The 13,709-nt window shown below is 69.2% G+C and carries 11 protein-coding genes and 1 pseudogene; 3 read left to right on the top strand and 9 right to left on the bottom strand.

Going from position 1 to position 13,709, the window contains the following annotated elements:
- The first annotated feature begins 22 nt into the window (after positions 1-22).
- A complete protein-coding gene (locus D5041_RS13000) occupies positions 23-1,597 on the top strand; it encodes a glucan biosynthesis protein G (protein ID WP_236610746.1) in 1,575 nt (524 codons plus the stop codon).
- Positions 1,570-3,631: pseudogene (gene mdoH, locus D5041_RS12995) on the top strand (glucans biosynthesis glucosyltransferase MdoH). Before D5041_RS13000 ends, mdoH begins: the two are co-directional and overlap by 28 nt.
- A 21-nt stretch (positions 3,632-3,652) precedes the next feature.
- Here the strand turns inward: mdoH and D5041_RS12990 are convergent.
- From D5041_RS12990 to ahpC, 8 genes are all read right to left on the bottom strand, one after another.
- Positions 3,653-4,456 carry a heme ABC transporter ATP-binding protein gene (locus tag D5041_RS12990; protein WP_265284892.1) on the bottom strand — a complete coding sequence of 268 codons (804 nt, stop codon included), beginning with the start codon at positions 4,454-4,456 and terminating at the stop codon, positions 3,653-3,655.
- Positions 4,453-4,581, bottom strand: a complete 129-nt coding sequence (locus D5041_RS12985; RefSeq protein ID WP_265284891.1) for a hypothetical protein — start codon at positions 4,579-4,581, stop codon at positions 4,453-4,455. The genes D5041_RS12990 and D5041_RS12985 overlap by 4 nt, the downstream gene beginning before the upstream one ends.
- Positions 4,582-4,583: 2 nt before the next feature.
- Positions 4,584-5,660 (bottom strand): FecCD family ABC transporter permease, encoded by a 1,077-nt coding sequence (locus D5041_RS12980; protein WP_265284890.1) that lies wholly within the window; start codon positions 5,658-5,660, stop codon positions 4,584-4,586.
- Positions 5,657-6,565 (bottom strand): heme/hemin ABC transporter substrate-binding protein, encoded by a 909-nt coding sequence (locus tag D5041_RS12975; protein ID WP_265257114.1) that lies wholly within the window; start codon positions 6,563-6,565, stop codon positions 5,657-5,659. The genes D5041_RS12980 and D5041_RS12975 overlap by 4 nt, the downstream gene beginning before the upstream one ends.
- Positions 6,555-7,673, bottom strand: a complete 1,119-nt coding sequence (locus D5041_RS12970; RefSeq protein ID WP_265284889.1) for a hemin-degrading factor — start codon at positions 7,671-7,673, stop codon at positions 6,555-6,557. The genes D5041_RS12975 and D5041_RS12970 overlap by 11 nt, the downstream gene beginning before the upstream one ends.
- Before the next feature lie 44 nt (positions 7,674-7,717).
- A complete protein-coding gene (locus D5041_RS12965) occupies positions 7,718-9,925 on the bottom strand; it encodes a TonB-dependent hemoglobin/transferrin/lactoferrin family receptor (protein ID WP_265284888.1) in 2,208 nt (735 codons plus the stop codon).
- Positions 9,926-10,098: 173 nt separating this feature from the next.
- Positions 10,099-11,700 carry an alkyl hydroperoxide reductase subunit F gene (ahpF, locus tag D5041_RS12960; RefSeq protein ID WP_265284887.1) on the bottom strand — a complete coding sequence of 534 codons (1,602 nt, stop codon included), beginning with the start codon at positions 11,698-11,700 and terminating at the stop codon, positions 10,099-10,101.
- Positions 11,701-11,862: 162 nt separating this feature from the next.
- Positions 11,863-12,438: an alkyl hydroperoxide reductase subunit C gene (gene ahpC, locus D5041_RS12955; RefSeq protein ID WP_265257118.1), complete on the bottom strand. Its 576-nt coding sequence runs from the start codon at positions 12,436-12,438 to the stop codon at positions 11,863-11,865.
- A gap of 312 nt (positions 12,439-12,750) precedes the next feature.
- Here ahpC and bfr point away from each other — a divergent pair, with 312 nt between their 5' ends.
- Positions 12,751-13,227, top strand: a complete 477-nt coding sequence (gene bfr, locus D5041_RS12950; RefSeq protein ID WP_265284886.1) for a bacterioferritin — start codon at positions 12,751-12,753, stop codon at positions 13,225-13,227.
- A 145-nt stretch (positions 13,228-13,372) separates the two neighbouring features.
- On the opposite strand, the gene D5041_RS12945 is transcribed toward bfr, so the two are convergent.
- A complete protein-coding gene (locus tag D5041_RS12945) occupies positions 13,373-13,651 on the bottom strand; it encodes a septum formation initiator family protein (RefSeq protein ID WP_010104553.1) in 279 nt (92 codons plus the stop codon).
- Positions 13,652-13,709: the final 58 nt, after the last annotated feature.

Raw genomic sequence — 13,709 nt, 5'->3', positions numbered from 1 at the left:
CGGGGTTTGCCCTAGATGTGGCATGCACGCTGTTTTTTCTCCTTCTGCACGCCGCGCAAGGCCGGCGCTGGCGCTCGCCGCCGTGTTGCTCGCAGCTGCGGCGCAGGCGCAGGGCTTTGACTTCGAGAGCCTGACGCGCCTGGCCCGCGACCGCGCGAACGAACCCTATCGCGCGGTCGGCGGCAAGCTTCCCGCCGACCTCGCACAGCTGGGCTACGACCATGTGCGCGACATCCGCTGGCGGCCCGAGCACGCGCTGTGGCGCGCCGAGAAGCTGCCCTTCGAAGCCATGTTCTTCCACCTCGGCCTGTACCAGACCGAGCCGGTGCTGATCAACGAAGTCACGCCCGAGGGCGTGCGCCACATCCGCTACGACCAAGCGGATTTCAACTACGGCAAAAACCAGGTGCAGCCGCAGGCCTGGGGCGACCTGGGCTTTGCCGGTTTTCGTCTGCACCACAACCTGAACTCCAGCGCCTACAAGGACGAGCTGATCGTCTTTCAGGGCGCCAGCTATTTCCGCGCGCTCGGCCAGGGCCAGCAATACGGCCTGTCGGCGCGGGGCCTGGCGATCGACACCGCAGGCGGCGCGGGCGAGGAGTTCCCCCGCTTCACCGAGTTCTGGCTCGTCCGGCCCGAGGCCGAAGCGAAGCAGATCACGGTCTACGCGCTCATGGACTCGCCCCGCGCCACGGGCGCGTACCGCTTCGACATCCAGCCGGGCGCGCAAACCAGCACCACGGTGCACAGCCGGGTGTTCCTGCGCGCCCATGATGGTCGGCCCATTCGGCCCATTCGACCCATTGCCACGCTGGGCATCGCGCCGCTGACCAGCATGTTCCTCTTTGGCGAGAACCAGCCGCGCAAGCAGGACTTTCGCCCCGAAGTGCACGACTCCGACGGCCTGATGATCGCCACCGGCGAAGGCGAATGGCTCTGGCGCCCACTGCAAAACCCCGGGCAGACGCTGGTGACGTCGTTCACCACGCAAAACCCCAAGGGCTTCGGCCTCATGCAGCGCGATCGCCAGTGGGCCAGCTACGAAGACGTGGAGGCCCGCTACGAACGCCGCCCCAGCGTCTGGGTGCGCCCGCTGCACGACTGGGGCGCGGGCCGCGTGGAACTGGTGCAATTGCACGCGCCCGACGAAACGCACGACAACATCGTCGCCTATTGGGTTCCGCAGCAACTGCCCGCTCCCGGCCAGCCGCTGGAGTTTGCCTACACGCTGAGCTGGCAGGGCGACGCGCAGCAGCGCCCGCCCGGCGCATGGGTGGTGCAGTCGCGCCGCGGCATGGGCTTCGTCCAGGCGGGCACCAAGACACTGCCCCAGGAAGTGCAGTACGTGCTCGATTTCGACGGCCCCGCGCTCCGGGCGCTGCCCGCGGACGCGGCCGTCGAGGCCATGGTGAGCAGCGACGCCAACGCCCGGGTGATCGAAGGCAACGCCTACCACAACCCGGTCACCGGGCAATGGCGCATGACCGTACGCGTGCAGCACCTCAGGGCCAATCGCCCGGCCGAGCTGCGCGCCTTTTTGCAACACGACCAACACGCTGTGAGTGAAACATGGACGCATATCCTTCTCCCCGAGTGAGCCCCGTGGACCGCATCGCACCTGCCGCGGTGGCGCAAAGTGGCGCCGGCCTCCAGCCCCCCCCTGCGGTCCGTAGCCGGCGCAGTGCGCTGCGCGCGCAGCGGCACCCGAACGCGGTGACCGCCCCGCCGCTGCACCGCGGATCGATGACCCCGGTGCCCTGGCGCGGATTCTGGAACAGCCTGGGAATGGCCCTGCTGCAGCGCCTGGGCATCCGTACTGCCAGCGGAACCGCCACCGGCCCGGACGCATCCCCCCCCTCCCCCCCCATGGCAGGGCGCCGCACGCCAGCGCCGCCGGACGTTTGTTTTGCTCACCCTGCTGAGCAGCGCGCTGACCAGCCTGCTGTTCGCGAACGTCCAGCCGGACTACGAAAACGCCTGGCTCGGCGCCGGCCAGATCGCGCTGTTCGCAGTCCTTTCCACCTGGCTGGCAAGCGGCTTTCTCACCGGCCTGATGGGCTTTTGGGTGCTGCTGCGCGGCGACCGGCACGCGCTCTCGGTGCGCAGCGTGGCGCAGCACGGGCTCGCGCCCGACGCGCGCACGGCGATCGTCATGCCCATCTGCAACGAAGACGTGGGCACGGTGTTCGCGGGGCTGCGGGCGACCTGCGAATCCGTCGCCGCCACCGGCCACGGCGCGACCTTCGACGTCTTCGTGCTCTCGGACAGCAACGACCCCGCGATCGTCCACGCCGAACGCGCCGCCTGGGAGGAACTGCGCTGCGCGCTCGCGCGGAGCGGCCAGCAAGCGCAGGTGCAAGTGCAGGTCTACTACCGCCTGCGCACCCGCCGCACGCAGCGCAAGGCGGGCAATGTCGCCGACTTCTGCCGCCGCTGGGGCAAGGACTACCGCTACATGGTGGTGCTCGACGCCGACAGCGTGATGAGCGGCGACTGCATCGTCTCGATGGCCAAGCTGATGCAGGCCAACCCCAGCGCCGGGATCATACAAACCGCCACGCAGGCCGTCGGCCACGTCACGCTGCACGCGCGCGCGCAGCAATTCGCGGCGCGCGTCACGGGCCGGCTCTTCACGCTCGGCATGCAGTACTGGCAACTGGGCGAGTCGCACTACTGGGGCCACAACGCGATCATCCGCGTGGCGCCGTTCATGCGCCATTGCGCCCTCGCGCCGATCCGGGGAACGGGCGGGCTCGCGGGCGGAATCATGTCGCACGACTTCGTGGAGGCGGCACTCATGCGCCGCGCGGGCTACCACGTGTGGCTGGTGTCCGACCTGATCGGCAGCTACGAACAGCAGCCCCCCGACCTGCTCGCCGAACTGCAACGCGACCGCCGCTGGTGCCAGGGCAACCTGCAAAACGCACGCCTCCTGGCCGAGCCCGGAATCCACGCGGTGCACCGCTGCATGTTCCTCACCGGCGCCATGGCCTACCTGTCCGCGCCGCTGTGGCTGGCGTTCCTGACGCTGGGCACGGCGCTGTGGTTCTCGGGCGCGCGGCTGGTGGTCGACTGGCGCATCCTGCCCACCGAACTGCTGGCGCTGTGGGCATGGACCCTGTGCATGCTCTTTCTGCCGCGCGTCCTGAGCCTGGCCGCAGTCCTCATGCGGCGCGAGCACAGACAGTACGGCGGTGCAGCGGGCCTGCTCAGGAGCGCCGCGCTGGAGAGCCTGCTGGCCCTCCTGCAGGCCCCCGTGCGCATGCTGGCGCATTCGCTGTTCGTGCTGGCCGCGCTCACCGGGCTGAAGCTGCAATGGCGCTCGCCCCCGCGCCAGGCCCACGCCCTGCCCTGGCGCCACGCCGCGCGACAGCTCGCGCCGATGAGCCTGGTGATCGGGCTGCCGACGCTGGGCGTGGCGCTGATCGACAGCAGCGCGCTGCTCTGGCTCATCCCCGTGGGCCTGCCGCTGGTGCTGGCGGTTCCTCTGGCAGTGCTCAGCAGCCAGATCGTCCTGGGCCAGGCGCTGCGCTCCCGGCGCCTGCTGCTGATTCCCGAGGAGTCGTGGTCCCCCCTGGTGCTGCGCCGCGCCTGGATGCACGCGGGCCGCCGGGCGGTGGCACCTGGCTGAAACCGGCCGGGGCATGCGGCGTCATTGCGCTGTCGTCAGATACTGCAGAACACCGTCCCGCGCGCGCACCCCGGAGCATTCCACCCCCCAGACGCGGGCGATGGCTGCGGCGTCGAGCACCTGCTCCGTGGGACCCACCGCGCACTGCCCGCCGCCCAGCAGCACGGTGTCGTGCGCGTAGCGCAGCGCCAGGTTCAGATCGTGCAGCACGACAAGCACGCCAACGCCCTGCTCCAGCGCCCAGCGGCGCACGAGGCCCAGGCTCTGGTGCTGGTGCGCGAGGTCGAGCGCGGCGGTGGGCTCGTCCAGCAGCAGCCAGCGAGCGCAGCGGTCGGGTCGGGGCTCCCAGATCTGCGCGAGTGCGCGCGCCAGGTGGGTCCGTGCACGTTCGCCGCCCGACAGGGCGTTCAGGCTGCGCTCCGCCAGATGCGCAACGCCCGTGGCCTCCATGGCCTGCACCACGATGGCCGACTCCTGCCGGCTGGGGGCCGCGCGATGGGGAAAGCGCCCCATCTCCACCACCTCCCGCACCGTGAAGTCAAAGGCCACGCTGGCCTCTTGCAGCAGCACCGCGCGGCGGCTGGCCAGTTCCTGCGCGCTGAACCGGCCCAGGGGCTGGCCCTGCATGTGGACGCTGCCCGAGCGCGGCGCACGCGCGCCCGACAGCACCGCCAGCAACGTGGATTTTCCAGCCCCGTTGGGTCCGAGAATCGCGCTCACACGCCCCGCCTGCAGACGGGCATGCACGGTGGCCAGCAGGGGCTGGCCCGGCAAACCCACGCCCAGTCGGTCGCAAACCAGGCCGTCGCATGCGGCCGCGCTCACACCTTGCTCCAAAGCGGGCGCAGCATGACGGGGGCCGCGCGATGGGGGAAGCGCCCCATCACGCTGGCCAGCAAGGGCTGGCCCACGCCCAGTTGGTCGCAGACCAGGCCGTCGCATGCGGCCACGCTCACACCTTGCTCCGAAGCTGGCGCAGCATGAGCAAGAACAAGGGCCCGCCGATGCAGGCGGTGAGCACCCCCAGCGGCAACTCCGCCGGTTTGACCAGCGTGCGCGCCACCGCGTCCGCCGCGAGTACCAAGGCGGCGCCCAGCAGGGCCGATCCCGGCAGCACGACGCGGTGGTCCGGCCCCGCCGCGAGGCGCACCCAGTGCGGCGCCACCAAGCCGATGAAGCCGATGATTCCGCTGGCCGCCGTCACCGCGCCCACGGCCAGCGCTGCCACCAGCACGGCCCTGCGCTTGGTGCGCTCCACCGGAACACCCAGCAGCGCGGCCTGCGCCTCGCCCAGGGCAATGGCATTGAGCGCGCGCGCCAACGCCAGGCCCAGGGCGCAGGCCGCGGCGACTACCGCGCTCACCAGCAGCACGGCGCTCCAGCGCGCACCGCCCAGGCTGCCGAGCAGCCACATCTGCAGGTTGCGCAGTTGCTCGTCGGTAGAAATGAAGCTGAGGTAGCCGAGCCCCGCCAGGGCCAGCGCGTTCACGGCCACACCGGCCAGCAGCATCAGCCCCATGCGCGTGCCCCCGTCGGCCTGCGCCAGCGCGCAGATGAGCGCGGTGACCAGCAGCCCCCCGCCAAAGGCCGTGAGCACCAGGGGCCAACTGCCCAGGGCGCGCGGCAGGTCGGGCAGCCAGCGGCTTCCCAGCACGATGGTCGCGGCGGCCGCCAGCGCGGCGCCGCTGCTCACACCGATCAACCCGGGGTCGGCCAGCGGGTTGCGAAACAACCCCTGCATCAGCGCACCGGCCAATCCCAGGCCCGCGCCCGCGGCCACGCCCATGAGCAGACGCGGCAGGCGGATGTTCATGAACACCAGGTATTCCGGCGCCGGCGATCGGGCCTCGGCAAACGGCTGCAGCAGGGCCTGCCCGAGCACCTGCCACAGCTGCGCGGGGGAGATGGCGTAGGCCCCCTGCATGCTGCTCCCCACGAGGGCCAGCAGCACCATCCCCAGCCCCAGCAGCAAGGCCGTGCGGGGCGACAGCCGGCCCGGGCGCTGCGCTGCGCGTGCCGCAGCGCTCACGCCGCAAACGCCTGCATGCGTGCGTGCAGTTCGCGCACGGCGCCGGGCAGGCGTGGTCCGAAGCCCAGCAGGTAGCTCGCCTCCATGACCACCAGGGCTCTGCGGCGGTACGCCGGGGTCAGCGCCAGTTCGGGGCGCTGCCAGAAAGCCGCCTCGCCGCCGAGCGCCTCGATCCCCTGGGTGCTGTTGAGCAGCACCTCGGGCGCCGCGTCGGCCAGGGCCTCGGCGGTCAGCGGCCGGTAGCCGGAAAATTGGCCCACGGCGTTCGTCCCCCCGGCAAAGCGGATCAGCGCGTCGGCCGCCGTGCTGCTGCCCGCGACCATGGGGCTGCCACCATGCGAGAGGATGAACAGGGCCCGCGGGCGCCGCGCTGTGCCCGCCACGGCCTGCTGCACGCCGGCCCAGCGTGCGTCGAGTTGCGCCTGCAACGCCCGGGCTGCGCGCTCGCGCCCCGTCACGCTCCCCACGGTACGCACCTTGCGCCGCACCTCGTCCCATGAATGGTCGGTCTGCACCAGTTCCACGCGCACGCCGGCGCTGCGCACCTGGTCCAGCACCACGGGCGGGCCGGCCTCGGTGGTCCCGACCACGGCGTCGGGCCGCAGAGAGAGCAGCCCTTCGGCCGAGAGCTGGCGCATATAGCCCACCTTGGGGGTCTTGAGCGCCGCGTCGGGGTAGAGGCTGGTGGTGTCGGTTCCCACCAGCAGGCTCTCGGCGCCCAGCAGGTACACGGCTTCGGTCAGCGCTCCGCCCAGTGTCACGATGCGCGCCGCAGCCGCCGCGGCGGCCGCAGCTCCCGGTCCGCCAAATAGCGGGAATGCGGCCGCGCCGCACAGCAGCTGCCGGCGCCTGGGGCCATGCATCGCGGGAGAAGATTGCGCACAGGTTTGCAGATCACGCGGCATGCGGGCACTCCTGCAACCGGGGCAGCCTGGAGACGAGGTCACGCCAAGCCGGCAACTCGGGATTGCCGGGCTTGCGCGCGCCAAAAAACATGGCCATCAGCGCTCCCGCCGGGTCGAACGCCTCGACCGAGGTCACGATGCCGTCTGCGGTGGGCTTTTCGACCACCCATACGTTGGCCAACATGTCGCTGCGCAGATGCAGGTTGAAGCCGGCGTCGAGCACGTTGATCCAGCGCGCGCCCGGCGTGTCCAGCGGCTGGACGTTGCGCACCACACCGGTGTGGATCTGAATGCAGCCGCCGCTGCCCACGAAAACCATGATCGGCAAGGCGTCCATGGCGGCCTCATCGAGCAGGCGCGCAACCGCCTGCGGCGTGGTGCGCAAGGAGAACCGGCCTTCCACCAGGCGCAAGCCCTGCTGGCGCTCCACACCGAACTTGCGGATGAGTCCGAAGAATTCATGCGTGTCGCGCATCGCCGCCCAGGCCGCGCGCAGGCCGACGGCGTCGATCTCTGCGTCTGGCCGGGGGACCTCAGGCCCGGGCGCGGCGGCAAACGCATGGACCGCATCCGGCTGCGCAAAACGCTGCACGACGGCGTCGAACGCGGCCAGGTCGGTGGCCTCGCGCGTGCACACCTTGTGCACGGCGCAGCCATGGGCGTCGAAGAATTGCAGACTGCGCGCGGGCAGCTGGGCCGGGTCTGCGCGCAACTCAGTGACGGCAAAGCCGGCATGCCAGCGGGAGAGGAACAGCCGCAGGTCGATGTCCCCGCCGAGTACCAGCCCCACAGGGCCCGCGGCCGACACCTGGGTGTAGACGCCGGTTTTCTCGTGCACCGCCCCGGCGTTGCGCGTGAGCGCCATCAGGGGGCCGCAGTCCTGGAGCGACTGCAGCAGTTCCAGCCACGATCCCTGCAACGCAAGGGCCTGGAGCGGGTGTTCATGTTTGCCGGCGTGCGCGGCGACCGCGGCGCCCTCCGACAGACCCAGGCTCTCGGCAGCATCCTTGGCACGCTTGCCGCTGGCGCGCGCGGCAGCGAACTGCGCGCGGACGGCGGGCGCGGCGTATCTGCCGCCGGAATCGGGCGTTTCGGGAACAGGGCGCATGGTGCATCTCCTGGAAAAGGGGTTCATTTTGCCGGGACAGCGCGCTAAAAGTCCGCCACCAGCGAGATCCGCAGGGACCGGCCGGGCTGGCTGTAGGCGTCGATGAAGGCGGCGTTCGCGGCCAGGCCGCGCACGTCGGCCCAGCGCCAATACTTCTGGTTGGTGAGATTGTGGATTGCGGCGTTCAGGCGCAGGTCCCTGCGGATGCGCCACTGGCCCGACAGGTCGAGCACCGTGCAGGAGGGCGTGAGGTACTGCGCGCCGCCGGCGGCCCCGCTCACGTCGCGGGCCTTCTTCGCAGCGCCGTGGGTCGCGTCCAGGCGCAGCATCCAGGCGCTGTGGTCGTAGCGCAGACCGGCCGTCAGGCGCGCGGGGTCCACGGTGTTCACGGGGCGGCCCGTGGCCATGTCGCGCCCGCGCGTGCGGCCGTAGGCAAATGGCGTGCTCAGCGCCCCGCCGGCCCACGTGCCCCAGCGCATGGCGCCGCCGACCTCGAAGCCATCGAGCTTCACCCGGTCGATGTTGACCGACTGGAACACCAGCGGGTTGCCCGGCGTGCCCGCGCCGCCGACGCGGCGCAGGTCCTCGATGAAGTCCTTGTAGCGCCCGGTGAAGGCTGTGGCCCGGAGCGCCAGGGAGTCCATGCGCGCGCGCACGCCCAGCTCGAAGTTGCGGCTCTTTTCCGGGCGCAGTTCCCCATTCGGCACGGTCTTGTAATTGCCCACCGGGTTTTCAAAGAAGGCGTTCACCTGCCCCGCGTTGGGCGCGCGGAAACCGGCAGCCAGGTTGCCGAACACAGTCCAGACGGGGCTTGCCCGGTACGACACGCCGACCTTGGGCGAGGCCGCGCTGCCCGACAGCGAAACCGCCTGCGCCCCGAAGCCGCTCTGCTTGGCCCGGATGCGGAAAGCATCCAGGCGCACGCCGGGCGTGATGCTCCAGGCGCCGCGCACGAATTCGTCCTGCGCGTAGAGCGCCGCGCTGGTCTCGGTGGTGTCCGGAAAACGCTTCAGCGGGAAGGTTTCGCCCGCGGGCGGCGTCACGCCGGTCTGCAAATTGCGCACCTTGGCGACCGCATAGTCCAGGCCGTAGGTGATTTTCTGGGCCCAGTCCGGCCCCATGCGCAGCGCCTTGCTGCCCTGCAGGTTGGCCTGCCAGCTGCGCTCGTCGTAAGTCACGTCGCGCACCCGGTCGGCCGCGGTGTTGCGGTCTTCGGCGATGTATTCGCGCGCGTGCGCGTCCTGGTAGCCCAGGGCGGCCCGGATACCGTCGGCCCAGGCCGTATCCAGGCGCCAAGACCCTTCCCAGGTGGCACGGCTGCGGCGCATCGCGGTCCATGCGTTCGACGACAGCGTGGACGTGGCCGCCAGCGGCGGCTTGGCGCGCGCGCTGAGCAATTCGTGGTCGGAGCGCTTGTCCACCTGTTCGAGCATGAACACATGGCGCTGGCCGCCACCCGGCGTGAGCACGACCTTGCCCAGCAGCGCCCCGCTGTGGTCCTTTTGCGGATTGGGACGTGTGCGGTCGGCGTTCGCCGCATGGTTCTCTCCCATGTTCTCGAGCGCGCGGGCCCGGGTCAGGTTGCCGCCCAGCAGCCATTGCAGCGAATCCCCCGCGCGCCCGGCCACGGTGGCGCCCAGGCGCTTGCCGTGGTCGTCGCCGTCGTACGCGGCATTCACCCGCCCGCCCAGGCGCTTGCCGGCTTCCAGAAACGCGGACGGGTCTGCCGTGATGAAGTGCACCAGCCCCGCCATGCCGTCCGAGCCGTACAGCGCCGAGCTGGCGCCGCGCAGCACCTCGATGCGTTGCAGCAGGCCGATGTCGAGATAGTCGCGCCCGAAGGCGTTGGCCCCGAACGCATAGCTGCGCGGCAGGCGCATGCCGTCCACCAGCATCAGCACGCGGTTGCCATCGAGCCCGCGGATGTTGAAGCCCGCGTTCTGCTCGCGCCCCGTGGATCCGCCGGCCAGCGAGAAGCGCGCGGGCGACCGCGTGACCGACACGTTCGGCAGCCCGCGCGCCGCGTCCCGGATGTCCCGCACCTGGCCCTCTTCGAGCGCCCGGGCGTTGATGACATCGATGCTCATGGGCAGTTCGTCGGGGTCCTGCGCGCTGCGCGAACCGCTGACGACCACCTCGCCGAGAACCGGCTCCGCAGCCGTCGGCTGCGCCTGCGCGCCGCCCATGGCAGCGCAGGCGCACGCCGCCAGCCATGCCTGCGGCCAAGCGTGTATGGGAAATATCGGGTCCATGGATGGAGGTCCTTCTCTGAAACGACAAGGAATACAGAGCTGGCTCCAGGAACGCGGCCTGCATGGGGCGAGCGCTGACGGGTCGCACCAAGGCCTGGGGTGGCTGGCTGTCGGGGGGTGGGATTATATGCGAATGATTCTCAATAAAAATCCGCCTCGCCGCAGCCGGTGCCTCAAGCCGCCACGGCCTCGCGCGCCGCCGGGGCGGGCGCCACCGGCGGCGTGCGGATGAGGTGCTCAAACGCACTCAGCGCCGCCTTGGCCCCGTCGCCCGCGGCGATGACGATCTGCTTGTACGGCACCGTGGTGCAATCGCCCGCGGCAAACACGCCGGGCAGGTTGGTCTGGCCCTTGGCGTCGACCACGATTTCGCCAAACCGGCTGAGCTCCACCGTGCCCTTGAGCCATTCGGTGTTGGGCACCAGGCCGATCTGCACGAACACGCCCTCGAGTGGCAGCAGATGCTCGGCGCCCGTGGCGCGGTCCTTGTACCGGAGGCCGTTCACCTTGCCGTCGGCGCCCGTGATCTCGGTGGTCTGCGCATTCGTGTGGATGCTTACGTTGGGCAGGCTCTGGAGCTTGCGCACCAGCACGGCGTCGGCCTTGAGCTGCTCGGCAAACTCGACGAGCGTGACATGGGCCACGATTCCCGCGAGGTCGATGGCGGCCTCGACGCCGGAATTGCCGCCGCCGATCACCGCCGTGCGCCGGCCCTTGAACAGCGGGCCGTCGCAGTGCGGGCAATAGGCCACGCCCTTGTTCCGATACTCGGCCTCGCCGGGAACGTTCACGTTGCGCCAGCGCGCGCCGGTGGACAGGATCAGCGTCCTGGCCTGGAGCCTGCCGCCATGGGCCAATTGCAGTTCGATCAGGCCGCCGGGCTGCGCGGCCGGGATCAGCCGGTCAGCGCGTTGCAGGTCCATGATGTCCACGCCATAGGCGCGGGTGTGGGTTTGCAGCGCGGCAGCAAACCGGGGGCCGTCGGTGGCAGGCACCGAGATGTAGTTCTCGATCGCCAGCGTGTCATTCACCTGGCCGCCAAAGCGTTCGGCGGCGATGCCGGTGCGTATGCCCTTGCGCGCGGCATACACGGCGGCGGCAGCGCCCGCGGGACCACCGCCCACGATGAGCACGTCATACGGCGCCTTGGCCGACAGCTTGGCCGCATCGCGCGCCGCCGCCCCGGTGTCGAGCTTGGCAAGAATCTCCTCCAGTGCCATGCGGCCCGAGGCGAACGGCTGGCCATTGAGGAACACCGTGGGAACGGCCATGACCTCGCGCTCGGCCACTTCCTGCTGGAAGGCGCCGCCTTCGATGACGGTGGTCCTGATCCCGGGGTTGAGCACGGCCATCAGCGCCAGGGCCTGCACCACGTCCGGGCAGTTGTGGCAGCTCAGTCCCATATAGACCTCGAAGTGGCGGTCCCCGTCCAGGGACTGGATCTGCTCGATCACGTCCTGCCCGACCTTGGGCGGGTGGCCGCCGGTCCACAGCAGGGCCAGTACCAGGGAGCTGAACTCATGGCCCAGCGGCAGGCCGGCAAAGCGCAAGCGGGACGCGCTGCCCGTGCGTTGCAGGCCAAACGAAGGCTTGCGGGCGTCGTCGCCGTCGGTCCGCAGGCGGATCTTGTCGCTCCGCAGCGCCGCGATGGTTTGCAGCAGTTCCTGCATGTCGCGGGACGCTGCGCCGTCGTCCAGCGAGGCCACCAGCTCGAACGGCTGCGTCACGCGCTCCAGATGGGTGGAAAGCTGGGTCCTGAGTTGTTCGTCGAGCATGGTGAGGTCCTTTGAATTCCGGTTTCTTTGTCGATGGCATGGCGCGGCGCCTGGGGATCAGCCGGCCCCGTCGGGGCGAAAAAAAGCCGGACGGCATGGCGCACGCGCCATGACGCTGTCCGGCTCGTGCGAGCGCCCGCGCGCCCTGCCAAGAGGCGGTTTTTAAATCTTGCCCACCAGGTCCAGCGAAGGGGCCAGGGTCTTGGCGCCTTCGTTCCACTTCGCGGGGCAGACTTGGCCAGGGTTCGCGGCGGTGTACTGCGCGGCTTTGAGCTTGCGCACGGTCTCCCTCACGTCCCGCGCGATCTCGTTGGAGTGGACTTCGGCAGTCTTGATCAGGCCATCGGGATTGATGACGAAGGTGCCGCGCAGCGCCAGACCCTCTTCGGGGATGTGCACGCCAAAGGCATGCGTCAGCTGGTGCGTGGGGTCGCCCACCAGCGGGAAGCGGGCCTTGCCGACGGCAGGAGAAGTCTCGTGCCACACCTTGTGCGAGAAATGCGTGTCGGTGGTGACGATGTATACCTCGGCACCGGCCTTCTGGAACTCCGCGTAGTGCTCGGCCGCGTCTTCGACTTCGGTGGGGCAGTTGAAGGTAAAGGCTGCGGGCATGAAGATCAGCACGGACCACTTGCCCTTGAGGCTGGCTTCGGTCACGTCGATGAATTCGCCCTTGCTGCCGCGGTTCACGAAAGCGGTGGCCTTGAAGGGTTGAACGGTGGTGTTGATCAGGGACATTGCGGTTTCCTTGCTGCTTGGGTTGATGAAACAGGGCTGAAGTCTAGGCCCTCGAACGCCATCAATCAAATTGATTGATTCAATTTTGTGGATCGCTTATGGCTATGCACCGCAGAGGCAGCGCCGCATGAACCGCCTGCGGCTGGTGCTCCGGCGGCAACGTGCGAGTCGGGTGTGTCCGGGCAGCGGGCGTGAATGCGAACGCAACTGAACCTCACACGCAGCCAATGCGCGTGCGCAGGGGATTGCCTTGCGCCGGTCGGTTTCGGTCACGACAATGCATGCCGCATCAACACAACAAGGAGTCCCACCATGAAAGCAGACCCGCAAGTTATTGGTCATTTGCAGGCCCAACTCAGAAACGAACTCACCGCGATCAATCAGTACTTCCTGCACTACCGCATGCTCGAGCACTGGGGCTTCGACAAGCTGGCCAAGAAAGAGAAATCCGAGTCGATCGGCGAGATGAAACATGCTGACAGCCTGATGGACCGCATTCTCATACTCGACGGCCTGCCCAACCTGCAAGACCTCGCCAAGATTCAGGTCGGCGAAAACGTGCCGGAGATCCTGGCCTGCGATCTGCGTGCCGAGCAAGGCGCGCAGGCCACCATCAAGGAAGGCATGGCCCATTGCGAAACCGTGCACGACTACGTTTCGCGCGACCTGCTGCAAGAGATTCTGAACGACACGGAAGAGCACATCGACTTCCTCGAAACCCAGATCGATCTGATCGCCAAGGTCGGTCTGCAAAACTACCTGCAATCGCAGATGGGCGACGGGGAGTAAATCTCCCATCGCCATCCGTTTTCCACGGCGCATGGACCGCGGACGCGGCGCGCAAGCCGGCGACACCATGGAGCTGGCCTTGCCGGGCCCCTGGTGTCGCCTCCCTGAGAGGACTCAGCGAAGGCGCCTCAGGGTGTTTCAATAGTTATTGCGCAGTGAACTGCACGTAGACCTCGTTGGGCTTGACCATGCCCAATTCGCTGCGCGCCTTTTCTTCCACCATGTCCAGCCCCTCCTTGAGGTCTTCGACCTCGGAGGCTTGGCGCGCGTTGACTTGCCGCGCCTGCTCGTTGGCCGCGTTCTGCAGGACGATCTGCCGCCGCATCTCGTTGACGCTCGGTACGCTGCCGCGCCCCAGCCAGAGTTGGGCGTGCAGGCCCACCAGCAGCGCCAGCAGGATGACGGGGACGATGCGCGGGCTCATGGGGTGCGTTCAGGCCAGCGATTCCTTCTCCCCTGCACCGCAGGAGCGCAACGGCAGG

It is taken from the genome of Verminephrobacter aporrectodeae subsp. tuberculatae, from assembly GCF_026127385.1.
Taxonomy (GTDB): Bacteria; Pseudomonadota; Gammaproteobacteria; order Burkholderiales; family Burkholderiaceae_C; genus Acidovorax; species Acidovorax aporrectodeae.
This window is presented reverse-complemented; position numbering and strand designations above follow the sequence as displayed.